Annotated in this window: 21 protein-coding genes and 1 CRISPR repeat array; of the genes, 10 read left to right on the forward strand and 11 right to left on the reverse strand. The window is 70.3% G+C overall.

What is annotated here, in order from left to right:
- Positions 1 to 51: 51 nt before the first annotated feature.
- Complete coding sequence (locus VFA06_RS19485; RefSeq protein WP_324842065.1) at positions 52 to 1023, reverse strand: glycerophosphodiester phosphodiesterase; 972 nt, start codon at positions 1021 to 1023, stop codon at positions 52 to 54.
- 356 nt (positions 1024 to 1379) lie between these two features.
- Here VFA06_RS19485 and VFA06_RS19490 point away from each other — a divergent pair, with 356 nt between their 5' ends.
- Positions 1380 to 2606: an FIST signal transduction protein gene (locus VFA06_RS19490; RefSeq protein ID WP_324842066.1), complete on the forward strand. Its 1227-nt coding sequence runs from the start codon at positions 1380 to 1382 to the stop codon at positions 2604 to 2606.
- Positions 2607 to 2700: 94 nt separating this feature from the next.
- Complete coding sequence (locus VFA06_RS19495; RefSeq protein ID WP_324842067.1) at positions 2701 to 3663, forward strand: ROK family protein; 963 nt, start codon at positions 2701 to 2703, stop codon at positions 3661 to 3663.
- Here VFA06_RS19495 and VFA06_RS19500 read toward each other — a convergent pair.
- The 3 genes from VFA06_RS19500 to VFA06_RS19510 all read right to left on the reverse strand — a co-directional run bounded on the left by VFA06_RS19500 (position 3642) and on the right by VFA06_RS19510 (position 8496).
- Complete coding sequence (locus tag VFA06_RS19500; protein WP_324842068.1) at positions 3642 to 6176, reverse strand: hypothetical protein; 2535 nt, start codon at positions 6174 to 6176, stop codon at positions 3642 to 3644. The genes VFA06_RS19495 and VFA06_RS19500 overlap by 22 nt on opposite strands.
- Before the next feature lie 104 nt (positions 6177 to 6280).
- The gene (locus VFA06_RS19505) at positions 6281 to 7987 is read right to left on the reverse strand and encodes an MDR family MFS transporter (protein WP_324842069.1); all 1707 of its coding nucleotides are present in this window, start codon (positions 7985 to 7987) and stop codon (positions 6281 to 6283) included.
- Complete coding sequence (locus VFA06_RS19510) at positions 7984 to 8496, reverse strand: MarR family winged helix-turn-helix transcriptional regulator (RefSeq protein WP_324842070.1); 513 nt, start codon at positions 8494 to 8496, stop codon at positions 7984 to 7986. Before VFA06_RS19510 ends, VFA06_RS19505 begins: the two co-directional genes overlap by 4 nt.
- Before the next feature lie 163 nt (positions 8497 to 8659).
- Here VFA06_RS19510 and ilvA point away from each other — a divergent pair, with 163 nt between their 5' ends.
- Complete coding sequence (gene ilvA / locus VFA06_RS19515) at positions 8660 to 9988, forward strand: threonine ammonia-lyase (RefSeq protein WP_324842071.1); 1329 nt, start codon at positions 8660 to 8662, stop codon at positions 9986 to 9988.
- 77 nt (positions 9989 to 10065) lie between these two features.
- Here the strand turns inward: ilvA and VFA06_RS19520 are convergent, their stop codons facing one another.
- A complete protein-coding gene (locus tag VFA06_RS19520; RefSeq protein WP_324842072.1) occupies positions 10066 to 10335 on the reverse strand; it encodes a hypothetical protein in 270 nt (89 codons plus the stop codon).
- A 118-nt stretch (positions 10336 to 10453) separates the two neighbouring features.
- On the opposite strand from VFA06_RS19520, the gene fdxA reads away from it, so the two are divergent.
- Complete coding sequence (gene fdxA / locus VFA06_RS19525) at positions 10454 to 10780, forward strand: ferredoxin (protein ID WP_324842073.1); 327 nt, start codon at positions 10454 to 10456, stop codon at positions 10778 to 10780.
- Between the two features lie 75 nt (positions 10781 to 10855).
- A complete protein-coding gene (gene dapC, locus VFA06_RS19530) occupies positions 10856 to 12013 on the forward strand; it encodes a succinyldiaminopimelate transaminase (protein ID WP_324842074.1) in 1158 nt (385 codons plus the stop codon).
- Between the two features lie 229 nt (positions 12014 to 12242).
- On the opposite strand, the gene VFA06_RS26130 is transcribed toward dapC, so the two are convergent.
- The 3 genes from VFA06_RS26130 to VFA06_RS19545 form a co-directional block, all read right to left on the reverse strand.
- Positions 12243 to 12407 carry a hypothetical protein gene (locus VFA06_RS26130; protein WP_414639934.1) on the reverse strand — a complete coding sequence of 55 codons (165 nt, stop codon included), beginning with the start codon at positions 12405 to 12407 and terminating at the stop codon, positions 12243 to 12245.
- A gap of 33 nt (positions 12408 to 12440) precedes the next feature.
- Positions 12441 to 12744: a CRISPR direct-repeat array (repeat unit 25 nt; unit sequence GGTCAGGCTGCCGACCACCGGCAGG).
- Between the two features lie 406 nt (positions 12745 to 13150).
- Positions 13151 to 13996 (reverse strand): hypothetical protein, encoded by an 846-nt coding sequence (locus tag VFA06_RS19540; protein WP_324842076.1) that lies wholly within the window; start codon positions 13994 to 13996, stop codon positions 13151 to 13153.
- A 169-nt stretch (positions 13997 to 14165) separates the two neighbouring features.
- Positions 14166 to 15137, reverse strand: a complete 972-nt coding sequence (locus tag VFA06_RS19545; protein WP_324842077.1) for a hypothetical protein — start codon at positions 15135 to 15137, stop codon at positions 14166 to 14168.
- 106 nt (positions 15138 to 15243) lie between these two features.
- Between VFA06_RS19545 and VFA06_RS19550 the strand changes: the two genes are divergently transcribed.
- From VFA06_RS19550 to VFA06_RS19565, 4 genes are all read left to right on the forward strand, one after another.
- Positions 15244 to 16080 (forward strand): 2,3,4,5-tetrahydropyridine-2,6-dicarboxylate N-succinyltransferase, encoded by an 837-nt coding sequence (locus VFA06_RS19550; protein WP_324842078.1) that lies wholly within the window; start codon positions 15244 to 15246, stop codon positions 16078 to 16080.
- Positions 16080 to 17216 (forward strand): succinyl-diaminopimelate desuccinylase, encoded by a 1137-nt coding sequence (gene dapE / locus VFA06_RS19555; RefSeq protein WP_324842079.1) that lies wholly within the window; start codon positions 16080 to 16082, stop codon positions 17214 to 17216. The genes VFA06_RS19550 and dapE overlap by 1 nt, the downstream gene beginning before the upstream one ends.
- A 217-nt stretch (positions 17217 to 17433) precedes the next feature.
- The gene (locus tag VFA06_RS19560; RefSeq protein WP_324842080.1) at positions 17434 to 18621 is read left to right on the forward strand and encodes an alpha/beta hydrolase; all 1188 of its coding nucleotides are present in this window, start codon (positions 17434 to 17436) and stop codon (positions 18619 to 18621) included.
- A gap of 85 nt (positions 18622 to 18706) precedes the next feature.
- Positions 18707 to 19528, forward strand: coding sequence for a TIGR00730 family Rossman fold protein (locus VFA06_RS19565; protein WP_349260253.1), 822 nt, complete (start codon positions 18707 to 18709; stop codon positions 19526 to 19528).
- Here VFA06_RS19565 and VFA06_RS19570 read toward each other — a convergent pair.
- Both VFA06_RS19570 and VFA06_RS19575 read right to left on the reverse strand, forming a co-directional pair.
- Positions 19525 to 19923, reverse strand: a complete 399-nt coding sequence (locus VFA06_RS19570; protein WP_324842082.1) for a carboxymuconolactone decarboxylase family protein — start codon at positions 19921 to 19923, stop codon at positions 19525 to 19527. The two genes, VFA06_RS19565 and VFA06_RS19570, sit on opposite strands and share 4 nt — an antisense overlap.
- Positions 19923 to 21431 carry an amidase family protein gene (locus VFA06_RS19575; protein WP_324842083.1) on the reverse strand — a complete coding sequence of 503 codons (1509 nt, stop codon included), beginning with the start codon at positions 21429 to 21431 and terminating at the stop codon, positions 19923 to 19925. Before VFA06_RS19575 ends, VFA06_RS19570 begins: the two co-directional genes overlap by 1 nt.
- A 120-nt stretch (positions 21432 to 21551) precedes the next feature.
- On the opposite strand from VFA06_RS19575, the gene VFA06_RS19580 reads away from it, so the two are divergent.
- Positions 21552 to 22163 carry a TetR/AcrR family transcriptional regulator gene (locus VFA06_RS19580; RefSeq protein WP_324842084.1) on the forward strand — a complete coding sequence of 204 codons (612 nt, stop codon included), beginning with the start codon at positions 21552 to 21554 and terminating at the stop codon, positions 22161 to 22163.
- Positions 22164 to 22215: 52 nt separating this feature from the next.
- Here the strand turns inward: VFA06_RS19580 and VFA06_RS19585 are convergent, their stop codons facing one another.
- Positions 22216 to 23541, reverse strand: coding sequence for an adenosylmethionine--8-amino-7-oxononanoate transaminase (locus VFA06_RS19585; protein ID WP_324842085.1), 1326 nt, complete (start codon positions 23539 to 23541; stop codon positions 22216 to 22218).
- Positions 23542 to 23552 lie beyond the last annotated feature (11 nt).

The raw sequence follows: 23552 nt of genomic DNA on the forward strand, positions 1-23552 counted from the left end.
CGGCTCTGCTCAGTCAGGAGAACGCACCGCCCGCTCAGGAGAACGGCCCGCTCAGGAGAACGGCACCGCCGCGCACGGCGGCGCCCAGTGCGTATAAGCGGGCACCCAGTTCGTCGCGATCGCATCCACCCCGATCCCGCGCAGGCGTACCCATTGCGAGGAGAACGGCGGCGTCCACACCCAAACGGCCAATCCAGCCGCGCGCCACGCAACGACTTGCGCACGAGTGATCCGCGCGAAGTCGATATACAGAATCCGCGCACCTGTCGCGGTGATCGACGACGCTGACGGGTTACCCGACTCCTGAATGTATGCCGTCATCACGTCCGGCGCGGCTGCGGAGAACGCGCTGACGTCGTCGGCCTCCCAGCCGCCGACCACCACCCGGTTAGCGTATCCGGACGCTGAGATGACCGCGGCCAGCGCGTTGATCGATGCCTGGCCCGCCCCTCCGGCCGCGAAGGGGTCGGCCTCCATCTGCAGCACTATCGGCCGGCCGGTGCGCTTCACCGCGGCGAGCAGCTGCGCGAGCGTCTGCGGGTGCTGATTGTGCGGCAGCCGGTGCTTGCCGTCGTTGGACTTCAGGCCGAGCGCGGTGAACTGGGCGGCGGTGACCGAAAGCACCGGGCCGGTGCCGGTCGTGGTGCGGTCGAGCGACGCGTCATGGATGGCGACCGGCACGTTGTCCTTGGTCCACCGCACGTCCGCGTTGAGCATCGAGGCGCCCTGCGCGGCGGCGGCCAATTCAGCGGTGGAGGTGTTCTCCGGCAGCGGCGCGTTGATGCCGCCCTCGCCACGGTGCGCTATCACCGGGGGCGCCGCGCAAGGGTCGTCGAGATGGTCCCACGGGCGCGGCCAGTTCTTGGGCCCGCGCAGCGTCGGCGAGGGGCTCGGCGGCCCGATGTGGACGATCACACTGCCGCCCGTGTGGCCGACCCCGTGAGCAACCTGCTGCGGGTCGGCCGGTGCGGTGGTGACCGAGCAGGCGGCCGACGCGCAGAGCGCCCCCGCGCTCAGCACCACCGCCAGTAGCCGGACCGGGCTGTGCCGATTCGAGGCGCCTCGATTCAAGACGCCCCGATTCAACGCACCCCAGGTCAACGCGCTCCGATGCGGTCGGTGCCGAGTCGGCCCGTGCCGGCTTATCCGTGTGACCGCCAAGCCGCGCATACACCCCTCATTTCGCCGGCCCCCGAACCCGATCCACCCGTATGCGTTCGGTCGCGACTAAGGACGCTTCAACCCGCCTTCGCGTTGCAGCGAACTTTAAGGTTCGCGGAGATTTTCGGCCTTCGGGTGCCATCAAGAGGGAAGTATCACCCGATTCGGCAGCCAATGCCCGGCAACGGGAGCAACTCGGTGCGGCCGGTGATGGAATCATGGATGACATGTCGCGCTTCGGTGAGGGCCTCGCGGTGGACACGGACGTAGAGCGCGCCGCGCGGCGCGCCACCTACGGCGCGCTCTCCACCGTGGAAGGCGCGCCCGACCTGGTCACCGTGTTCGCCGGGGTGACGGATCCGGACGACGCCGACCGGGTCGCCGCCACGGTGCACGCCATGGTCGCCGCCACCGGCAACGAACGCTGCGTCGTCGTCGGGGCGCTGACCCCCGGCGTCATGGGCGACGCCCGCGCGGTCGGACCGCTGCTCGGCGGCGAGCCCGCGGTGGCCGTGTGGGCGGGCCGGCTGCCCGGGGTGCGCGTGCGGCCCTTCCACCTTCGCGCGACCCGCGAGGCCGACTCGATCGCCGTCGGCGGACTGCCCGAACCGTGGCCGGACGACCGGGTCGTGCTGGTGCTGGCCGATCCGCACAGCTTCCCCGCGGACGGCTTCGTCGAGCGCTCCAACGAGGCGCTGCCCGGCCTGCCGTTCGTCGGCGGACTGGTGCCGGGACTGGCCGGACGCGGCTCCGCCCGGTTGATCCGCGGCTCGGCCACCTATGACGAGGGCGCGGTCGGCGTGATGCTCGGCGGTCCCGTGGAGGCGGCCATAGCGGTCAGCCAGGGCTGCCGTCCGATCGGCCCGACGATGACCGTCACCGCGGCTGAGGGCAACATGCTGCTCGGCCTGGCCGGGAAACCCGCGCTGGACAAGCTGCGCGAGATCCTCGACGAACTCGACGAGCGCGAGCGCCACGCCGTCTCGACCGGCCTGCACCTCGGCCTCGCCATGGACGAGTACGCGGACCAGCACGAGAGCGGCGACTTCCTGATCCGCGGCGTGCTCGGCACCGATCCGGAGCGTGGCGGCGTCGCGGTCGGCGACGTGATCAGTGTGGGCCGTACCGTGCGCTTCCAACTGCGTGACGCGGCCAGCGCCGGCCGGGAGCTGGACACGGTACTGACCGCCTGTCGCGACCGGCCCGGCTACGCCACGATCGGCGGCGCGCTCGTCGTGTCCTGCAACGGCCGGGCCGGAGACCTGTTCCCACAGCCGCTCGGCGCAGGACACGACATTCTCGCGGTGCGCGCGGGGCTCGGCACGAACGCCGTCTCCGGATTCTTCGGCGCCGGCGAGATCGGGCCGGTCGGCGGGCGAAACCACCTGCACGGCTACACCGCCTCCGTGCTCGCCTTCGCGGATCCGGACGCGAAGATCGTCTAATCGTCTAAGTCGCTGCCCCCTTGGGTACGGTCGCAGCGGCGCTGAGGCGGCACCGCTGATCGCATTCAGACAAACGCCGGAGGGAACGCACGCCGTGGAGACGACCGAGCAGCGAGTCCTGGCCATCGACGTCGGCGGAACGAAGCTCGCCGTCGGCGTCGTCGACGGCGAGGGCCGGGTCCTGGAGAACCTGCGCACCGCGACCCCGCAGCCCGGCGTCACCGACAGCGGCGAGATGATCTTCCGCACCCTGCTCGGGCTGGTCGCCGAGCTGAAGACGGACCCGGCCGAGTTCGTCGGCGTCGGAGTGGGCTGCGGCGGCCCCATGCGATGGCCGCAGGGCGAGGTCTCCCCGCTCAATATCGAGGCGTGGCGCGGCTTCCCGCTGCGCGCGCGGCTCGCCGAGGCGTTCCCCGGCCTGCCGGTGCGCGTGCACAACGACGCGATCTGCCTCGCGGTCGCCGAACACTGGCGCGGCGCCGGGATGCACACCGAGGACATGCTCGGCATGGTCGTGTCCACCGGAGTCGGCGGCGGCCTGATCCTCGGCGGCCGGCTGATCGACGGGCACAGCGGCAACGCCGGGCACATCGGCCACGTCATCGTGCACGCCGACGAGCCGCAGTGCGCGTGCGGCTCGATCGGCTGCCTGGAGGCGATCGCGTCAGGTCCGCGACTGACCGGCTGGGCGGCGCAACAGGGCTGGCGACCGGGCGTGCCGGCCGACCAACGCACCGGCCGTGACCTGGTAGACGACGCGCGCCGCTCCCACCCGATCGCGCTCAAGGCGCTGGCCCGCGCCGGCCGGGCGCTCGGGCTCGCGATCGCCGCGGCGACCGTCCTCGGCGACTTGCAGGTGGTGGCGATCGGCGGCGGGCTCTCCCAGGCCGGGCCGCTGCTGTTCGACCCCCTGGAGGCGACGCTACGCGAGCGGCTGCGCCTGGACTTCGCCCGCGAGGTGCGCGTCGTCCCGGCGGCGCTCGGCCAGGAGGCGGGTCTGGTCGGCGCGGCGGCGCTGATCGTGCATCCGGAGTGCTACTGGTCGCCCACGGACTGACCGCCGGCCACCGGGTCTTGCACCCGACGGACCGGATCTGCTGCCGACGCGTCAGCTGACGCGCCGTCGGCCTCGACGGCGTCCGGCCGCAGTGTCAACGCGACGCTCAGCACGCCCAGCGGCGCGGCCAGGAACAGCGCCATCTTCGGCACCAGGATCCCCGAGTCGTCGACGAACCAGCCGATCGCGACCGTGATCAGCGCCAGCCACAACGCGCAGCGCACGAACGGTTCGCGGGCGTAGGCCAAGGCGAGCGAGCGCGCGCCGACCAGGCGCGGGGCGACGATCGCCAGCAGGGTCCAGAACAGGATCCACGGCACGTAGTGGCTGAACCAGTCGTTGTTGATCGAGGCCAGGTTCGTGTCGATCTTCCGGTGGATCGTGCCGGTCCAGCCGCCGTCGAAGATCGAGGCCACGAAGTTGCCGAAATGCGAGCGCTGCCCGGCCGGCTGCAGGTAGTTGAGCACCGCGAAGCCGGAGACCACCACCACGCCGCTGATCGCCACCACCAGGACCTTGCGCCAGGTGATCCGCAGGCCCGCGATCAGGAACAGCAGCAACACGAACCCGGGCACCATTGCGATCGTGCCGCCGAACTTCGCGCCCCATCCGGGATAGCCACAGGCAGCCACCGCCACGAGAGCGACCGCCGCCACGACAATCAGCGCGCGCCGCCGTTCGCTCCGCGTCGCGTCCGGCAACCGGCTTAGGCCGAGCCGCCCCGGCGCCGCTCGGCGCAGCCAACCCTCCGCGGCCTCGCGGAAGGTGTGCGGCCAGGTGTGCGCCGGGATTTCACCTGGCCCCTGACGCGGCATCAGCAGCGAGGCGAGCCAGGCAGAACCGATCATCGCGGCGGCGCAGTAGACACCGACCGCGCTGTTACCGATCCCGTAGAAGCGTCCGGCGATCACGTACGAGAGACCGAACGGGGTTTGCGCCTGGAGCCGCGACCCGGTCGCCACATCCGCCGCGATGATCAGAAGCGTCAGCAGGCCGAGCAACCCGGCCGGGGCGAGCGGCTGCCCGCGCAACGGCGGCACCAGCCGGCAGGCCGCGAACGCGGCCGCGGCCAGCAGTGCGCTGATGCTTGCGATCGTCGCGTACAGGATCGGGCCGGGGGCGAAGGTGGCCGACCAGTTCACCAGGTTCGCGAGGAAAGACGCCGGGGCGACGGCGCCCAGCACCGTGGCCCAGACGACGACCGCCCCGGTCAAGCCGGTGCGCCAGCGGCGCAGGCGCGGGAACCGGTGGTCGAATCGGCCGGGGGAGTACCGCTGCGGCAGCCAGCGCACCGCGGCGAAAACCAGGCCGGCCGCCCAGGCCAGGATCGTGATCGCGTGCGCCATCCAGGTGATGAATCGGCCGTTGGTCTGGGCGAAGGTCTGGTTGGCGGTGTTGAGCCAGGCCTGAGTGACGATCGCTCCGGCCGGATCTGACGGAGCGTTGCCCCGCGTGCTGATCTGCGCTCCGATGAACGACTTCGGGTCGGCGGCGGAGATCTGCCGCGGCGTCAGACCGACCCAGTGCAACAGCGAAGGCGTCAGGTCCAGGGTCTGCACAAGGCCGGCATGCCGTGTCGAAGAAGCGTAGAGCCAGTGCTTACCGTCGAAGCTCGTGGTGCTTGTGCCCCCGCTCGTCGCTGTCGTCTGCGCCGCGCCTGACACGAGCAGCGCGTGCAGCTGCGGCTCGGTCGTGGAGTCATCGAGACCGGCGACGACCACGGTCGTGCCCGTAGGCAGCCGTGAGATGAGCGACCCGAGTTCGGAGTCGAGCGCCGCATACGGGTACACGCGGTCGATCGGCGGCTGCGGCTGGATCGCCGCGGCAGGCGGCGGTAAGGCGGTGACGCCGCCGAGGTCGACGAGCGTCAGCGCGCACTGTGAGAGATCGCTCTGCGTAAGGGCATCCGGCGCACCCAAGTAGTTAGCGACGTGCCCGTGTGCGTCAGCCGCTCCGAGCAGGGCGCCCGGACCTGACGCCGCAACGCAACCACCCGTGGCCGTGATCGGTGCAGCGAGCGAACCGAAAACCGGGGCGTAGCTATACGCATTGTTCGGCGCCGTGAACGCAGAGAAGTTCGGAATGTCATATGAGCCGGCGCGCTGCGGGGTGTCGGGCAACGGCGTGCAGTACGTCTGCGGAAGCGTAATGAGGGATGTCGCAGAACTCGTCCCGGCCGGGTACTGCATCACCCTGCCGGAAAACGACCGAGTGCCACTGTTGAGGGTCAGCCAGCCGTCCGCCGGACACGTGTCGTTGATCACGGCGCGCGTCACGAGCGAGGCGATGCTGCCGTGCCGCGCCAGATTGAACAGCGTGGGCATCCCGGCCTGCGTTACATCGCTCCACTGCAAACCGTCGATCCCGATCACGACGACGCGCCCTGTAGGCGGCCCGGCAGCCGTGCGTTCCGCGGCCTGTGCCGCTCCGGCCCCCGTCACGATCACGCTCGCCAGCGCGGCACCGAGCAGTGCGAGCAGCGAGAGCGGGGACGATAAACGACGGGGGCGCACCCGGCCAGCGTAGTGGCCCGGTGCGCCCCCGGCTGAGGGTGGATCCGGCTGGTCCGGATGCGTGTCACGCACCCGGATCGATGCCGTCTCGTGCGCCGCCAGTGCTAGTGCATCACTGGTGCCGCGTCGCTTGTGGCGGAGGCCTCGTCGCCCGCCGCGTCCCCGGTCGTGGCCGCAGCCGCTCCCGCGGTAGCGCCTCCGACCGCGTCCTGTGGCGCGCCGCCTTCCACCGCGCCCTCGGGCGCCGGCGCGCCCATCGCGCGTAGCGGGACCTGCTTCAGGAACAGGCTGAGCACCCACGCGACCAGCATCGTCGCCGCTGCCACCAGGAAGACCACGGACATGGCCTGCACGAAGACGTGCAGGATGGCCGCCTCGACCCCCGGGTGCTGCACGTTGAGCGCGTCCAGCGCCTTGCGGCTCAGGCCGTTCGGGCTGCCGCCGCCGCTCAGGCCCGCGCCCTTCGGCAGGTCGATCGCGGCGTAGTGGTTGAACCGGTTGATCAGGACCGCGCCGAAGATCGCGGTACCGAAGGAGCCGCCCATGTTCCGGAAGAACAGGTTCGCCGAGGTGCCGGTGCCGATGTCCTTGAACGGCAGCGCGTTCTGCACGGCCAGCGTGAGCACCGGCATCACCAGGCCCATGCCGAGGCCGAGCACGAACATGTACACGCCACGCTCGGCCGCGCCGGTGGTCTCGGTCAGCCGCGACATCAGGAACATGCCGAACGCGGCGATCGCGGTGCCGGCGATCGGGAACGCCTTGTACTTGCCGATCTTCGAGATGATCCGCCCGCCGATGATCGAGGCGGGCATGATGCCGGCCATCATCGGCAGGATCGCCAGGCCGGCCATCGTCGGGCTGTAGCCGACCACAAGCTGCAGGTAGGTCGAGACGTAGATCAGCGAGCCCATCATCGCCATGCCGAGGACCAGCGCGATCAGGTTCGAGACCGTGAAGATCGAGTTGCGGAACAGGTGCATCGGCAGGATCGGCTCGGTGGCCACCTTGGCCTCCCAGAGCGCGAAGCCGGCCAGCAGCGCCGCGCCGACCGCGATCAGGGCGATGATCGTGCTCGAGCCCCAGGCGTAGGTGGTGCCGCCCCAGACGGTGACCAGCAGCAGGGCCGAGGCTCCGGCGGCCACCAGGGCGGCGCCGGTGTAGTCGATCTTGTGCTTGATCTGGTTGTTGCGCACGTGCAGCACGATCGAGACGACGATCAGCGCCAGGATGCCGATCGGCAGGTTGACGTAGAAGATCCAGCGCCAGCCGGTGGTCCCGAACAGGTGGCTGCGGTCGGTGAAGAAGCCGCCGATCAGCGGGCCGAGCACCATGGCCAGCATGAACACGCCGCCGAAGTAGCCCTGGTACTTGCCGCGGTCCCGGGGCGGGACCACGACGCCGATGATCGTGAACACCAGCGCCATCAGGCCGCCGCCGCCCAGGCCCTGCAGGGCGCGGAACGCGATCAGTTCGCCCATGTTCTGCGACATCCCGCACAGCGCGGAGCCGACCAGGAACAGGCTGATCGCGAACATGAATATCTTCTTCGGACCGTACAGGTCCGCCAGCTTGCCGTAGATCGGCGTGACGACCGTTGACGCGAGCAGGTACGCGGTCACCACCCAGGACTGGTGGGCCAGCCCGTGCACCGGATCGAGATCCTGGACGATGGTCCACAGCGCGGTGGACACGATGGTCTGGTCGAGGGCGGCCAGCAGCATGCCCAGCATCAGGCCGCTGAAGACCACCATGATCTGCCGGTGCGACATCATGGGACGGCCGTCGGCCGCCGTCGCGGGTGCGTTCATTTAAAGCATCCTTCGGTGTCGCGCACGAATCTGTCGAGCAGTTTTGTCAGGGCGTGCACATCGTCGGCCGTCCACGCGGACAGCGCGCCGCGAATGGCGGTCGCGCGCTCGCACCAGAACTGCTCCACGAAGTCGTGTCCCCGTTCGGTGACTCCCACCTGGAACGCCCGCTTGTCGTCCGGATCGGCGCTTCGGGCGACGTAACCCTCCTCCTCCAGGGTCCGCAGGTGCCGGCTGACCGTGGACAGGTCGAGCGCGGCCTCCTTGGCGAGCGCCGAGGCGCGCATCGGGCCAGCCTTCGACAGCACGAACAGCACGGAGACCCGGCCGTGATCGGAGGTCTTCTCCATCGCCCGGTGCCGGTTCTTCGCCTGCATGAACAGCGCGCGCATCGCGTCGCTCAGTTCGCGTACGTCCGCGATGGTCGGTGGCGCCGTCGCGGCCTGCGCGTCGAGCGCCGGATCGCCGGCGCGCGGCTGCGAGGACCGCTCGTGAGTGTGGACCGACATGTAGACCATCCGCGGATAGGGTTCCAGGAAGTTGCTTGTGCCTTGCAACTATATGCCTAGTTGCTTGCGCCATGCAAGTTGTTTTTGACCTGCGGCTCCACTCAGCCGGCCGCCGGACCGCTTGACCGTCGAACCGAGATCGCGATCCGCGTAGCCTGAGCCCATGGCTACCCACAAGGAGCGGGCCGCGGTCGAAGGCGACACCACGCCGGGAGACAAACCGCAGGCCACCACCACTACCGGCGACACCCCCGCCGTGGCCCTCGACGACGTGCTCGCCGCGCGCAAGCTGCTCGCCGACGTCGTCCGCCCGACCCCGCTGGCCTGGTCCCGGCCGCTGTCCGAGCAACTCGGCGGCGAGGTCTGGTTCAAGTGCGAGAACGTGCAACGCGCCGGCTCGTTCAAGATTCGCGGCGCATACGTACGCATCCACAACCTGTCTCCGCAGGAGCGCGCCCGAGGCGTCGTCGCCGCCAGCGCCGGCAATCACGCCCAAGGCGTCGCCCTCGCCGCCACCCTGCACGGCATCGAGTCCACAGTGTTCATGCCGGAAGGCGCGCCGCTGCCGAAAGTCGCCGCCACCGAGTCCTACGGCGCGCGGGTCCGCTTCGCCGGCACCACCGTCGACGAGGCGCTGATCGCCGCGCGGGCCTTCGCGCAGGACACCGGCGCGGCGCTCATTCATCCTTTCGACCACCCCGATGTGATCGCGGGCCAAGGCACCGTCGCGCTCGAGATCCTGGAGCAGTGCCCGCAGGTGAAGACCGTGGTCGCGGCCACCGGCGGGGGAGGGCTTCTCGCCGGCATCGCCACGACGCTGCACGCGATGCGCCCGGACGTGCGCGTCGTCGGGGTACAGGCAGCGGCAGCCGCCGCCTACCCGGGTTCGCTGCTCGCCGGGTCGCCCACACCGATCACCTCGATGACGACCATGGCCGACGGCATCGCGGTCGGCTGCCCCGGCCAGCTGCCGTTCGGCATCATCCGCAGGCTCGGCACCGAGATCGTGACGGTGTCCGAGGAGTCGATCTCCCAGGCCCTGCTGCTCCTGCTGGAGCGCAACAAGCTGGTGGTCGAGCCCGCGGGCGCGGTAGGCGTCGCCACGCTGCTCGAAGCCGCCCAGGAAGTGGCCTCAGGACAGCTCGGATCCGGCGAGCCGCGGTTCGAACCCCCGGTCGTGGCAGTGCTCTCCGGCGGCAACGTCGATCCGCTGCTCCTGCTGCGGCTCATCCGCCACGGACTCGCCGCCGCGGGACGGTTCCTCTCACTGCGGCTGCGCCTTACCGACCGGCCCGGCGCGCTCGCCCAGCTGCTGGCCGAGCTGGCCGCAGTCGACGCCAACGTCGTCGACGTGGAGCACGGCCGCACCTCGGCCGGGCTGGGCATCGCCGAGGTGGAGGTGGCGGTGACGCTGGAGACGCGCGGCCCGGACCACGCCGAGGCGGTGGTCGAGCGGCTCAGCGCCGCCGGGTACGCCCCGACTGTTCAGTAACGCGGCGAGGCTGCCAAGCAGTGCGGGTGTGAAGCAGGGTGGGAGTAAGCAGTGAGCGCGATCGGCGGCGGAAGCCTTCAGCCGGCAGGTTTCTGACGCGGCGGCGGAACCACCTTCCCGGCGACGACGCGGGCGAGCTTCACCGAGACCTGCTCGCCGGAGCGTCGGCGGACCGTGGCCTGCCCCTGCGCGCCCTCGGTCCACTCCAGCAATTCTCCAACCAGGTCGCTTAGCGTCTCGCCGAACTGACCGTGATCCGCCGGATCCAGCCGGTAACGCAGCACGACCCGCGATCCCACATCCTGTGCGCTGATGTGGAGCGCCCCGCTCGGTGATGTACCGTCCACTTCAGCGCCCCTTTGTGCGTTGCAGCTTTGCTAAGCGCGATACTAGGTGTCGCACCATATCGATTGACGATGATGGGCCGGGATTAGCGACCCGGTCCGAGGCCAGGAGGACCCGGACGTGACCTACGTCATCGCGCAGCCCTGTGTGGATGTCAAGGACAAGGCATGCATCGAGGAGTGCCCGGTCGACTGCATCTATGAAGGCGAGCGCTCGCTCTACATCCACCCGGACGAGTGCGTCGACTGTGGTGCCTGCGAGCCGGTCTGCCCGGTCGAGGCGATCTTCTACGAGGACGACACCCCGGAGCAGTGGAAGGACTTCTACAAGGCGAACGTCGAGTTCTTCGAGGACCTCGGCTCGCCCGGCGGCGCCTCGAAGCTCGGCCTGATCCCCAAGGACCACCCGGTGATCACGGCGATCCCGCGCAAGGAGGAGGCGCACTGAGCGCCGCCCCCTGCCGCTCGCGCTGACCGATGGCGTGAGCACCCCGCACCTAGCGACCCGCGCGAGGAAGCACCGATGCCGAACGTGTCCGCCCGTCTGCCGCAGTTCCCATGGGACCGCCTGAAGCCGTACGCGGCCAAGGCGGACGCCCATCCCGGCGGACGGGTGGACCTTTCCGTCGGGACGCCGGTCGACGCGACGCCCGAGACCGTGCGTCGTGCGCTGTCCGCGGCCGCCGATTCGCCCGGTTACCCGACCACGCACGGCACGGCGAGGCTGCGTGAGGCGGCCTCCGGCTGGATGCTGCGCGCGCTCGGTGTGGCGGTGGACCCGGTGTCGGTACTGCCGCTGATCGGCTCCAAGGAACTCGTCGCCGGGCTGCCCGCGTTGCTGGGGCTCGGCGCGGGCGACGCCGTGGCGTTCCCGACCCCGGCTTATCCGACCTACGAGATCGGCGCGCTGCTCTGCGGCGCGACGCCGGTCCCGGTGTCCGACGGCGAGCTGCAGGAGCAGTGGATCGCGCCGGATGACGCCTCGGGGAAAGCCGGCGGGGCGCCGGAGAATCTCCGTTTGCTCTGGCTGAACTCGCCGGGCAATCCGCACGGCCGGGTCTATTCGTCTGACCTGCTTCGGCGGGTCGTCGCCTGGGCGCGCGCCCGGGGCGTCACCGTGGTCTCGGACGAGTGCTACATCTCGCTCGGCTGGGAAGGCACCGAACCGGTGTCGGTCCTGCATCCGGAGGTGTGCGGCGGCTCGCACGAAGGGCTGCTCGCCGTGCACTCGCTGTCCAAGCGCTCGAACTTGGCCGGCTACCGGTCGGCGTTCTTGGCCGGAGACCCCGCGCTCGTCGCGGAGCTGCTCGAAGTGCGCAAGCACGCCGGGATGATGATGCCGGGCCCGGTTCAGGCGGCTACCGCCGCTGCGCTCGACGACGATGAGCACGCGGCCGCACAGAAGGAGCGCTATCGCTCCCGCCGCACGGTGCTGCGTAACGCGTTGCAGGATGCGGGATTCCGCATCGACCACTCTGAGGCGGGCCTCTACCTGTGGGCCTCACGCATCGTCAGCGGTGAGCCCGAAGCGTGTTGGGACACCGTCGCGCACTTGGCCGACTTGGGCATCCTGGCCGCCCCCGGCGAGTTCTACGGTCCCGGCGGCGAGCACCACGTCCGCGTGGCACTTACCGCGACCGACGAGCGCATCGCGTCCGCCGCGGCACGTCTCGCCGGCTGATCGACTCGGCCCGACTCCACCGCACGCCGTATTGCCTCGTCGCCTCACCGCAGGTATTTCGGCACCGCATTTCGGCACCGCCTGATCCGGGCTACTGCGCTTCCGCGACATCGCGCCGACAGCGACCAAAAGGCCGGTGGCCCGTCGGCTCCCGGTTCGGAGTCGGCGGGCCACCGGCCGCTCAGCCGCCGGCCGTGTCGGTCGGTTCGGCTGCTTCCCTGACTGTTCGTCAGGCCTTCTTGTGCTTGGCCACGTAGTGCGTGGTCAGCTTGGCCGCGTCGGTGGTCGCCTGCTGGCCCTGCGCCGCCTCAGCCGCCGGGTGCGCGGCCATGGCCGGGGCCTGCGCGGCGATGTGCTGCGCCTGCATCGGGACCGACTCGGTGGAGGTCGGCATGCTCGCCGATCCGCCGTTGCCGCCCTGCTGCCCGGTCAGGCTGCCGACCACCGGCAGGTTGCCCACGACCGGCAGGCCGCCGTTGCCCAGGCCGCTGGTCAGGCTGCCGACCACCGGCAGGCCGTTCAGCGGCGAGGAGCCGCCGTTGCCGGTGAGCCCGGCGACGTCCGGCAGGCCGCTGCCGGCCAGGCTGCCGACGACCGGCAGGCCGCTCAGCGGGGAGGCGCCGTTCTGCTGCCCGGCCAGGCTGCCGACCACCGGCAGGCCGGAGAGCGGCAGCGCCTGGGTCAGGTGCGCCGTGGTCTGGCTCTCGGCCAGGTTGCCGACCACCGGCAGCGAGCCGACCAGCGGCAGGGTGTCCGCGTGCGCGGCCCCGGCGGTGGCGACCGGCAGGGCGACGGCGGCGGCGGCCGCCGCGGTGGAGGCGATTCGACGCCCGGCGTGGCTCATCTGTGTCTCTCATTTCCGTGTGGACTGTGCGGTCCGGGGCGGTCGGCTGCGCTCCCGCGCCCAGGCCGGGTGGGCCGACGGCCCGGATGACGCCCGGCCGCCGCTCGGCGGCCGGCGACGCGGGCCGAGTACAGCGGCGTCCGCGTCACTGGGAATTACGAGCCGGGCACGGCTGGGGTTTCGGCCCGGCAGAGTAACGTTTGGGTAAAGGACCCGGCGCGGTGTGGAGGTCCAAAGACCGGATGAGCTTATTTCCGGGCCCGCGCTCGGCCGTTTTCCGGAAACCGGCGGGTTTAAAGCGAGCCGACGTTCTGCAGCGCGCCGGTGACCGGGCTGTCCGCGCCGAGCACGCCAGTGACCGGGAGCGTCTGGGTCAGGCTGCCGACGCTGCCGACCACCGGCAGCTGTGTGCCGCTCAGCTTGCCGGTCAGGTCGCTGACGGTCGGCACGCCGCCCTGGCGCAGCTGCGAGACCAGCGGCGCGGCCTGGCCGATCACGCCGCCGGCCAGCGCGTCGGCCTGCGGCGAGAGCCCCGAGGTCAGCGTGCCGAGCGCGCCCTGGTGCAGCACGTTCGGCGCCAGCCCGAGCGGGCCCCCTGAGGCGGCCAGCTGCGGCATCAGGTTGTTGACCGGCAGCGCCTCGGCCAGCTGGGTGGCCGCACGCTGGGTCTGCCCGCCCAGCACCCGCTCGGCCGCGTTCGCCAGGTTGCCCGTGCCGACCGCCAGCTTCTGCGCGGAGTCGGCCGGCTGCGCGTCCAGCGTCGCCGAACGCACCTGGGCCTGGGCCTCCGGCCGCTGCGGCAGCAGGCCCAGGTCGCCGACCTGCATGAGGTCGCTCAGCGGCGGGGTCGCGGCGTTGAGCGCGCTGCCGAGCGGCAGATCATTGGCGATCGGCACACCCGCCATCAGCGGGTCGATCGAGTCCGGCAGCCCGAAAGGCAGCGCGACGTTCGGCAGCCCCAGCGTCTGCAGGTCGGCCTGCGGACCGGTTGCCGCGGCCGCCGTTCCCGCACAGGCCAGCGGTACCGCGCCGGCGGTCAGCGCCGCGGCCGTCGCAGCCAGGCGGCGGCCGGTACTCCCGCTCAAGACGCCCTTGCTCGGCGCGGCGTGGCGGCCCTTGCGGGACTGCGAGTTGCTCATGGTGCTCCTCGAAATTATGTGAACGGCGGGTATTCCTACCCTTCACTCATCGATGAGGAGCCCGCGGAAGTTGCGGCCCATTAAGGTAACGAAACGGTAACTATTGTAAACCCGACACCAAAATTCACTCGATTCAGTGAATTGGCTGTTTGCTTCGAACAAATCCTGGTCAGCTGACCATGACTATGTGCACGGGGCCCGCGGTGGCCGTGGCACTCGAATCGGCCTTCCACCCAGCCGCGCCATCCGAGGCCGACCACGTCTTGCCGCCGTACGAGACCTGCGCGATGCCCATCGTCTCGGCCTGCGCCGCCGCCCAGTTCGCGTACGCCCACCCGCGAGCCGACGCCGCGGTGCCTGAGATCGAGCTCGGCACGCTTACGCCGAAGGAGCGCCCGTCCGCCGCGATCCCGTCGATCTTGCCGACGTTCGCGGAGCCGAATTCGGTACGCAACTCGTTGACCACCGCCTGGCCGCGCGCCGTCAGCAGCGCGCCGGCGCCCTTGGTCTGCGCTGGGAACGTCGGTCCGTCCAGCGTGCAGCCGAGCCCGGCGCCCGCAGAACCGGTGAACACCGCGGAGAGCACCGTCGCGAACTGCTCCCACTGCGCGTACGCGGTCGGCGAGCCCGACTTCTGCACCGCCTGCGCCGCTTGCGTCAGCGACATGTTCTGCCAGCCGGAGACGTTCAGCAGCGCCTGATAGAACTTCGTGGTCGAATACACCGGGTCCAGGATCTGCGCCTGCGTGCCCCAGCCCTGCGACGGCCGCTGCTGGAAGAGGCCCACCGAGTCGCGGTCGCCGTAGTCCAGGTTGTGCAGCTTCGACTCCTGCCGCGCGGTGGCCAGCGCCACCTCGATGCCGAAGGACGGCACGTTCATCGAGACGCCCACGGCCGCGATCGTCGAGGCGTTCTTCGCCTGCTCAAGATCCAGGCTCATGCTCCCGGCCGGGGAACTGACGGTGCATCCGGAGGACTGGAAGATCGACAGGTGCCCGAGTTTGTGCACCGCCCACAGCGCCGCCGCGGCGATAAGCCCGGCGATCACCAGCGCGACGATCAGCGCCTTGAGCCAGCCGCCACCGCCGCCGCGGGGCGCGAGGGCCTGCGTGTCGTGACTGGTCTGGGCGGTGCGCGGCACAGTGCTCCTCGGCGTCCGTCGAAGGCGGGGGCTTCCCGTTACCGTAACGCGATCGCGGTACGAGACGGGTCCGGGTCGTGTCACGGGTCCGCATTAGTCTTGGCACATGACCGACACCTTCTCCAGCCCGCTGCCCGCCGTGATCGACGAACTGTGGGAGCGCCGCGCCGACCTGAGCCCGGCCGACACGGACGCCCGCAAGCTGGTCGTCGAGGCGGTCGACCTGCTCGACTCCGGCGCGGCGCGGGTGGCCTTCGTGGACCCGGCCACCGACGCGGTGATCGTGGACGAGCGGGCCAAGCGCGCGATCCTGCTCGGCTTCAAGGTGCTGGAGATGACGGAGGGCACGGTCGGCGAGTTCTACCAGCACGACCGGATCCCGCTGAAAAAGAGCTTCCCCGGAGTACGCGTGCTGCCCGGCGCGATCGCCCGGTGGGGCAGCTTCTTCGCGCCCGGCGTGGTGCTGATGCCGAGCTTCACCAACATCGGCGGGTACGTGGACTCCGGCTCGATGGTGGACACGTGGGCGACGGTCGGCTCCTGCGCGCAGATCGGCAAGAACGTGCACCTGTCCGGCGGCGTCGGGATCGGCGGCGTGCTGGAGCCGCCGAACGCGATCCCGGTCGTGGTCGAGGACGACGCGATGATCGGCAGCCGGTCGATGATCGTCGAGGGCGCGCGGGTCGGCAAGGGCGCGATGGTGGGCGCCGGCACCATCCTGTCGGCGACGATCCCGGTCATCGACGTGGAGAGCGGCGAGGAGATCAGCCGCGGGCACATCCCGGCCTGGTCCGTCGCGGTCGGCGGCACCCGCACCAAGCAGTTCGCCGGCGGCTCCTTCGGCCTGCCCTGCGTCCTGGTGCTCAAGCGGCTCGACGAAGGGCAGCGGCACGACAAGGCACAGCTCAACAGCATCCTGCGGGACCACGGGATGAGCGCCTGATGCAGCCGGGCGAGACGGACGGCGCCGGCGTTTCCGCAGACCGCGCCGCGCTGGACCTTTCCCGCGACGCCGCCGAACTGACCGCCGCGCTGATCGACTTCCCCTCGGTCAGCGGTGAGGAGAAGCCGCTGGCCGACGCGATCGAGCAGGCGCTGCGTGCGCTGCCGCGGCTGACCGTCGACCGCTACGGCAACAACGTCATCGCGCGCACTTTCTTCGGCAAGGCCAAGCGGATCGTGCTGGCCGGGCACATCGACACCGTGCCGATCGCGGACAACGTCCCGTCCACGCTCAAGGGCGACCTGCTCTACGGCTGCGGCGCCTCCGACATGAAGAGCGGCGTCGCGGTGCAGCTCAAGGTCGCCGCGGCGGCCGGCGCGGCCGACGGGCCGGAGCCGGTGCACGACCTGACCTTCGTGTTCTACGACTGCGAGGAGGTCGAGTCCGCGCGCAACGGCCTCGGCCACGTCGCCCGTGCCCATCCCGACTGGCTCCTCGGGGACTTCGCGCTGCTGCTGGAGCCGACCGACGGGGCGCTGGAAGGCGGCTGCCAAGGCACCCTGCGCGCCCGCATCAGCACCACCGGACGGCGGTCCCACAGCGCGCGCTCCTGGCTCGGCAGCAACGCGATCCACCGCGCCGCCCCGATCCTGGCCAGGCTCGCCGAATACCAGGCCCGTGAGGTCGAGGTGGAGGGCCTGCTGTTCCGCGAAGGGCTCAACGCGGTCGGCATCAGCGGCGGCGTCGCGGGCAACGTCATCCCCGACGAGTGCAGCGTCGTGGTCAACTTCCGGTTCGCCCCCGACCGCACGGAGCAGCAGGCCGCACAGCACGTGCGCGAGGTCTTCTCCGGCGCCGAGTTCGAGGGCTGCGCCATCGAGATCGTGGACAGCGCCCCGGCCGCGCGCCCCGGCCTCGACCTGCCCGAGGCCGCCGGCTTCGCCGCGCTCATCGACGCCCCGCCGCGGGCCAAGTACGGATGGACCGACGTGGCCCGGCTCTCCGGCCTCGGCATCCCGGCGGTCAACTACAGTCCCGGCGACCCGAACCTCGCGCACACCCGCGACGAGCACGTCTCCGTGACGAAGATCCGGCAGGCCGAACGGCTGCTCCTGGCCTGGCTCGAGCTGGCCTGATCCCGGCCCGATCCCGGTCGGGCGATTCATCGGCCAACGGCACAAGGCGGGCGTGCGACAATCGACCGGCGGCCCACGGCGGGCACCGGCCGCGAAATGAAGGCAACCTGAACCCCCGCTGCGGCGTCGATCAATGGCAGAGGTCCGCCGCGGACCGCGGGCGGGGAGTTGCGGTGCGGTCGCGGCGGCACGGGCTTTGTCTGAATCGGGCGAGGACATGGGACTTACCAGCGGTTTCTTTCTGGACGCGGTGATCGCGGCGGTCATCGCGCTGCCGCTGGTCACGGTCTTGCTGTGGGGCCGGCTGCGCGGCCCGCGGGTGATACGCCAGCTGCAGCGGCTCGTGCTGATCGCGCTGTGCCAGGGCGTCGCCGTGCTGCTGGCCGCCCTGATGATCAACAACTCCTACCAGCTCTACACCTCCTGGTCCGACCTGTTCGGCCACAACGGCCCGTCCGGCCAGATCCAGGCCGCCAAGCCGGTCTCGCTGACCTCGGCGCAGGCGCGCAGCGTGGACCGGCCGCTGCCGAACGCCGCGCTGTTCCACCCCGACTCACAGATGCCCGGCGAGGTCCACGCCGTGATCACCGGAGCGCAGTCGAAGGTGACCGGCGACGTGGTGGTCTGGTTGCCGCCGCAGTACAACCAGCGGCAGTACGCGCACACCGACTTCCCGGTGATCCAGCTGCTCTCCGGCTACCCCGGCTCGCCCGGCTCCTGGTTTCGCAGCCTCAAGGTCACCGACGTGCTGGCGGCCGAGGTACAGCGGCTCGCCGCGCGCCCGGTGATCCTGGTGGGCGCGGCGATCAACGTGGACCCGCCGCACAACCCGGACTGCTCGGACATCCCCGGCGGCCCGAGGGTGGCCACCTGGCTCGCGCACGACGTGCGCGATCTGATCAACAGCTCTTTCCGCACTATCACCGACCGCTCCGGCTGGGGTCTGATGGGCTACTCCGAGGGCGGCCTGTGCGCCTCCAAGCTGCTGTTGCAGTACCCCAACGAGTTCGCCGCCGCGGTCTCGATGAGCGGCGACGACCACCCGGACGGCGACCTGCTCAAGCCGGGCACCGCCGCGTACGACGAGAACAGCCCGCTGTGGCTGCTGCAGCACCGGCCGGCGCCGAACGTCGCGCTGCTGCTGACCGGCACGCTCCAGGACGGCTCGACGGCCGCGGAGGCCAATGAGATGAGCCTGGCCGCCAAGGCCCCCACGGTCGTGGAGCGGATAATCTCCGCGCGCGGCGGCCACAACGCCGGGGTCTGGAAGGCCGCGGAGCCGGCCACCCTCGACTGGCTGACCACCCATCTCGGCCAGCCGCCGAAGTCGGGAGTGCCCGCGGTCCCGAACCTGTCCGGGGTGACCGGAGCCGGGAGCGCGGCCGGAGCCTGGGCGCGCGGCTGAGCGGCGCGTGGTTCACGCATGATTGGGACGGGGTTCCCGGAGCATTGGCCCGCCGCCGGGTACCGTGAAAAACGTGACTGAAGATATGGAGCCGCAGGAGAAGCGGCAGAACGGCGTGCGTTTCCGCGGCCCGGTGGTGCTGCGGCGCGGCCAGGTACAGGAATCCACCACCGACCAGCGGCTGCTGGACACCCGCGGCCCGACCGAGTGGCTGCACTCCGATCCCTGGCGGGTGCACCGGATCACCGCCGAGTTCGTCGAGGGTTTCGGCGCGCTGGCCGAGCTCGGCCCGGCGGTCGCGGTCTTCGGTTCGGCCCGCACCAAGGCGGATTCGACCGAGTACCGGCAAGGCGTCGAGGTCGGCCGGCTGCTCGCGGAGGCCGGCTACGCGGTGATCACCGGCGGCGGTCCGGGCGCGATGGAGGCGGCCAACCAGGGCGCGGTCAAGGGCGGCGGCACCTCGGTGGGCCTCGGCATCGAGCTGCCCTTCGAGCAGGGCCTGAACGACTACGTCGACCTCGGGGTCAACTTCCGCTACTTCTTCGCCCGCAAGACGATGTTCGTGAAGTACGCGCAGGGCTTCGTGGTCCTTCCGGGCGGCTTCGGCACCATGGACGAGCTGTTCGAGGCGCTCACGCTGGTGCAGACCCGCAAGGTCACCTCGTTCCCGATCGTGCTGCTGGGCACCGACTACTGGTCCGGCCTGGTCGAATGGCTGCGCCACAGCATGGTCGGGAACGGCAAGGCCTCCGCGGCGGACCTGGCGCTGTTCACGCTGACCGACTCGCCGGCCGAGGCGGTCCAGGCCATCCAGGGCGCCAACGGCCGCCGTGCCGCGGACGAGTCGGCGGCCTTCGCCGAGAAGGTCGCGGCTGAGCGGTCCGGCGAGCGGTGGCCCGAGGGTTAGGGCTCTTGCTCGCCGAAGACCTCCGCCGCGATGCCATAGCTTTCGAACGCGCGCGCGGCGCCCGCGTAGGCGCTGATCTGAATGAACGCCTCGACGATTTCCTCCTTCGTGACGCCGTTGTTCAAGGCGATGCGCAGCTGCCCTCGAAGGGGCTCGAGAACTCCCAGCGTGGCCGCGATCGTGACCGAGATGAGTGCGCGGGTGCGGGTGTCGAGGTGTTCGGTGCGTGGCCACGCTGCACCGAATGTCTGCACGGTTGCGATGCGCTTGAAGTCCGCGGCGTTCGGCGGCTCAGCGTCCGTCGTGCCAAGGAAGCGCTCGAGGCGGAAGCCGAGCATGCGCTCGGCTTCCTCGAGCGCGGCGATGTACTGAGGGTCGTTCAGTTCGGTGTCCATCAGACTCTCCCGTCGACGTGCCGAGTGCTTCCCAGCCAGACCGGAGGCGGCAATGGCGCCAGGACGCGCTCGACCTGCAGGGCCAATGCCAAAAGTTCTCGATCGTGGCTCCAGGCGCCGTTAAGTTCGATTCCGATGGGCAGGCCGGCCCTGGTCAATCCGGCAGGCAGGCTGATTCCCGGGAGGCCGGCGCCGCTGGCTGGAACGGTGTTCTTCGCGAGGAACAGGTGCTGCACCTTCTGGCCCGCGACAGTGAACTCCCACTGGTCGGCGATTCGCGGGGCCGGCGCGGGCGTCGTCGGGAAGATCAGCGCGTCGACGCCGTCGCGTTCGAAGACCCGCGCGAAGCGGCGCTGCAGCGCCGGGCGGTCGGTGCCGAGGGTGGCTGCGTAGTCCTCGTCCGAGAGGTAGCCGGGGCTACCGGGAAGCACGGCCGCGCTCCACACGTCCTGCAGCTGCGGCTTGAGCGAGTGATGGACATCGTCGACGGACACCGGGTAGTCGTTCTCGCGCAGGAAGGCGGTAACGGCTTGGTAGGTGTCGCGAAGAAAGAGGTTCCAGGCGGTGCGCTCCGCCAGTGCGGTGAAATCGTCGCCGAGGTCGACAGCGACCACGTCGGCGCCTGCTTCGCGCAAGCGATCCACGGTGTCGTGGAACTGTCGCTCGACCTCCGGATCCGTGAGGTTGAGGTAGTGCTTCGGGGCGTAGGCGAAGCGTGCTCCCCTCAGGTCTGACCGCACTGTGCGCCGGTCATCGACTCTGCCGGTCACGATCTGGTCGATGAGGAGTGCGTCTTCGACGTGGCGGGCGAGGAGGCCCGTTGTGTCGAGGGTGTGGGAGATCGGCGCGACGCCGCCGCGCGGCCATCTGCCCGTCGTCGGCTTGTATCCGACGACGCCGTTGAGAGCTGCCGGGACCCGGATGGATCCCACGGTGTCGCCGCCGAGGGATGCCGGGACGATGCGCGCAGCGACGGACGCGGCGGAACCGCTGGAGGATCCGCCGGAAAGATGGTCGTGGTGGTAGGGGTTGAGCACCTGCCCGTACTCGGCATTGTGGCCGGTGACGCCGTAGGACATCTCGACGAGGTTGTTCTTGCCGAACACGATCGCGCCCGCGCCCTTGATGATCGTGACGATCTCGGCGTCGGTGCTGGGGGCGAAGTTTCTGAGTGAGCCGAGGCCGAGGGACGTCGGCAGGTCCTGGGTCTGGTAGCTGTCCTTGACGCCCAGCGGAACTCCGAGCAGGGGTGCGGTTGCTCCTGCCGCCCGCGTCTTGTCCGCAGCGCGAGCGGCAGCGAGTACCGCCGACTCGTCGATGGTGACGAACGAGTGGATCTCGGACTGTGTGCGTGCCTGGTCGAGCAGCGAGGAAGCATACGACTCCGCGGTGATGTCACCGCGGCGGATCGCGGCGGCCGCGGCTGCGACGCCGAGCTCGGTCAGCTGCGAGTTGCCGCTGCCTTCGGTGGACGAGCGGTCGGTGTCTGTCACAGGCGTATCAGACATGGCCTGCTTACTCCCTTCGGACTACCGCTCTTGGCTGACCGCCGGTCTGGTAAAGCGATCACTGTACTTTGAGCCTAGCGTGGGCTGGCCACAAAGTAAAGCGATCGCTATACTTGAGTGATGGCCACGACTACAGAGGCCGCGCCCACGAAGCGAGGTGGGCGCGGGGCGCGAGAGCGAATCCTGAAGGCGACCGTCGAGCTCTTCGCCCGCGACGGCATCCACGCGACCGGCGTCGCGAAGGTGACCGAGGTCGCGCAGGTCTCCACGCGCACCCTGTACCAGCACTTCCCGAGCAAAGAGGCTCTCGTCAGCGCCTATCTGGCCCGCCTGGAGTCCGATCCGAACGGGCCGGCCGAGATCGAGACCGTTCTCACGCGAGCCGACCTCGAGCCACGCGACCGCCTGATCGCGCTGTTCGCCGCACCTGCCGAAGAGGCCCTGGTGCGAGGGTGCCCGTTCCACAACACGGCGGTCGAGGCGGCGGGGGCCATGCCGGAAGCCGCCGCCTTCGTCGAGCGGCACAAGCGGGAGCTGATTGCGAATCTCATCGCCACGGCCGAGGCAGCGGGAGCCGACCATCCCGAGCGCCTCGGACGCCAGCTCGCTGTCCTCTTCGAAGGCGCGCGCGCCCTCGCCACGTCTATCAACGACACGCGTCCGTTCGAGGATGCACGCGACCTGGCAGTGACACTGATCAACGATGCGATCGGCGCGAGGGCTTCTGGCTGACAGCAGAGCTTCGCCCGGGATGCGCAATCATCTGCTACCGCCGAACGGCCACTTAGGTCTGTGAGGCCGCGGCCGCGTCGACGAGCGCACCGCAGAGCGTTGACAGGTCATCGTCGCCGGTGATGTACGGCGGCATCGTGTAGATCAGGTCGCGGAAGGGCCGAATCCACACGCCCCGACGTACCGCCGCCTCCGTCGCAGCCGCGACATCGACGGCCTGCTCAAGCTGCACCACGCCGATGGCGCCGAGTACGCGTACGTCCTTCACACCCGGCACGTCGCGGGCCGGTGCCAGCCCATCGCGTAGCCCCGCCTCGATCCGCGCGACGTCCGCCTGCCAGGGCACTGCGCCGCGCGCGGCAGTGTCGAGCAGCAGCTCGATCGAGGCGAGGGCAGCGGAGGCGGCGAGCGGATTACCCATGAACGTCGGGCCGTGCGCCAGAACCGGCACCTCGCCCCGGCTGATCCCCTCGGCGACGCGCGTGGTGCACAGCGCCGCGGCCATTGTCATGTAGCCGCCGGTCAGCGCCTTGCCGACGCACATCACGTCCGGGGCGATGCCGGCGTGCTCGGCGGCGAACAGCGTGCCGGTCCGTCCGAACCCGGTCGCGATCTCGTCGAAGATCAGCAGCACATCGTGCTCGTCACACAGCGCGCGCAGCGCCCTTAGATAGCCCGGTGCGTGGAACCGCATCCCGCCGGCGCCCTGCACGATCGGCTCGACGATCACCGCCGCGAGCTCGTGCGCGTGACGCTGCATCAGGTCAGAGAGATGTGTGACGTACTCGGGCGACGGCTCCGTGTCGTAGCCGTCCGGAGGCGCCTCCGCAAAGATCTGTTCGGGCAGCACTCCGCGCCACAGGCTGTGCATGCCGCCTTCCGGATCGCATACGGACATCGGATGGAACGTGTCGCCGTGGTAGCCGCCGCGCCAGGTCATGAGCCGGCGCTTGTCCGTGCGGCCGATCGATTGCCAGTACTGAAGGCACATCTTGATCGCGACCTCGACCGAGACCGAACCCGAGTCGGCGAGGAAGACGTGCCGCAGCGGTTCCGGCGTCAGCTCGACCAACCGCGCCGCGAGTTCAATCGCCGGCCGATGCGTTAGCCCGCCGAACATCACGTGCGCCATCTGCTCTAGCTGATTACACACTGCCGCATCGAGAGCCGGGTGCCGGTAGCCGTGAATCGCCGCCCACCACGACGACATACCGTCGATCAGCTCGGTCCGCGTCCCGTCCGGCAGCGAGACCTCAAGCCGCACGCCGGACGCGCCGGTGACCAGTAGCGGATCGAGCGTTCCCGGCATCGCTCCATAGGGATGCCACACCAGTGCCCGGTCCAGATCGAGCAAGGCCTTGATTTCCGACTGTGCCACGGCGCCAGTGT

Source organism: Actinocrinis sp. (genome assembly GCF_035653575.1).
Classification (GTDB): Bacteria; Actinomycetota; Actinomycetes; order Streptomycetales; family Catenulisporaceae; genus Actinocrinis.

Bases quoted from the DNA above. Each gene is read 5' to 3' on its own strand.
- VFA06_RS19575 (WP_324842083.1), bottom strand. From the start codon at position 21,431: ATGTCTGATACGCCTGTGACAGACACCGACCGCTCGTCCACCGAAGGC.
- dapE (WP_324842079.1), top strand. From the start codon at position 16,080: ATGCAGCCGGGCGAGACGGACGGCGCCGGCGTTTCCGCAGACCGCGCC.
- VFA06_RS19505 (WP_324842069.1), bottom strand. From the start codon at position 7,987: ATGAACGCACCCGCGACGGCGGCCGACGGCCGTCCCATGATGTCGCAC.
- VFA06_RS19580 (WP_324842084.1), top strand. From the start codon at position 21,552: ATGGCCACGACTACAGAGGCCGCGCCCACGAAGCGAGGTGGGCGCGGG.
- VFA06_RS19540 (WP_324842076.1), bottom strand. From the start codon at position 13,996: ATGAGCAACTCGCAGTCCCGCAAGGGCCGCCACGCCGCGCCGAGCAAG.
- VFA06_RS19550 (WP_324842078.1), top strand. From the start codon at position 15,244: ATGACCGACACCTTCTCCAGCCCGCTGCCCGCCGTGATCGACGAACTG.
- VFA06_RS19565 (WP_349260253.1), top strand. From the start codon at position 18,707: ATGGAGCCGCAGGAGAAGCGGCAGAACGGCGTGCGTTTCCGCGGCCCG.
- VFA06_RS26130 (WP_414639934.1), bottom strand. From the start codon at position 12,407: ATGCCGACCTCCACCGAGTCGGTCCCGATGCAGGCGCAGCACATCGCC.
- VFA06_RS19570 (WP_324842082.1), bottom strand. From the start codon at position 19,923: ATGGACACCGAACTGAACGACCCTCAGTACATCGCCGCGCTCGAGGAA.
- VFA06_RS19490 (WP_324842066.1), top strand. From the start codon at position 1,380: ATGGATGACATGTCGCGCTTCGGTGAGGGCCTCGCGGTGGACACGGAC.
- dapC (WP_324842074.1), top strand. From the start codon at position 10,856: ATGCCGAACGTGTCCGCCCGTCTGCCGCAGTTCCCATGGGACCGCCTG.
- VFA06_RS19510 (WP_324842070.1), bottom strand. From the start codon at position 8,496: ATGTCGGTCCACACTCACGAGCGGTCCTCGCAGCCGCGCGCCGGCGAT.
- ilvA (WP_324842071.1), top strand. From the start codon at position 8,660: ATGGCTACCCACAAGGAGCGGGCCGCGGTCGAAGGCGACACCACGCCG.
- VFA06_RS19560 (WP_324842080.1), top strand. From the start codon at position 17,434: ATGGGACTTACCAGCGGTTTCTTTCTGGACGCGGTGATCGCGGCGGTC.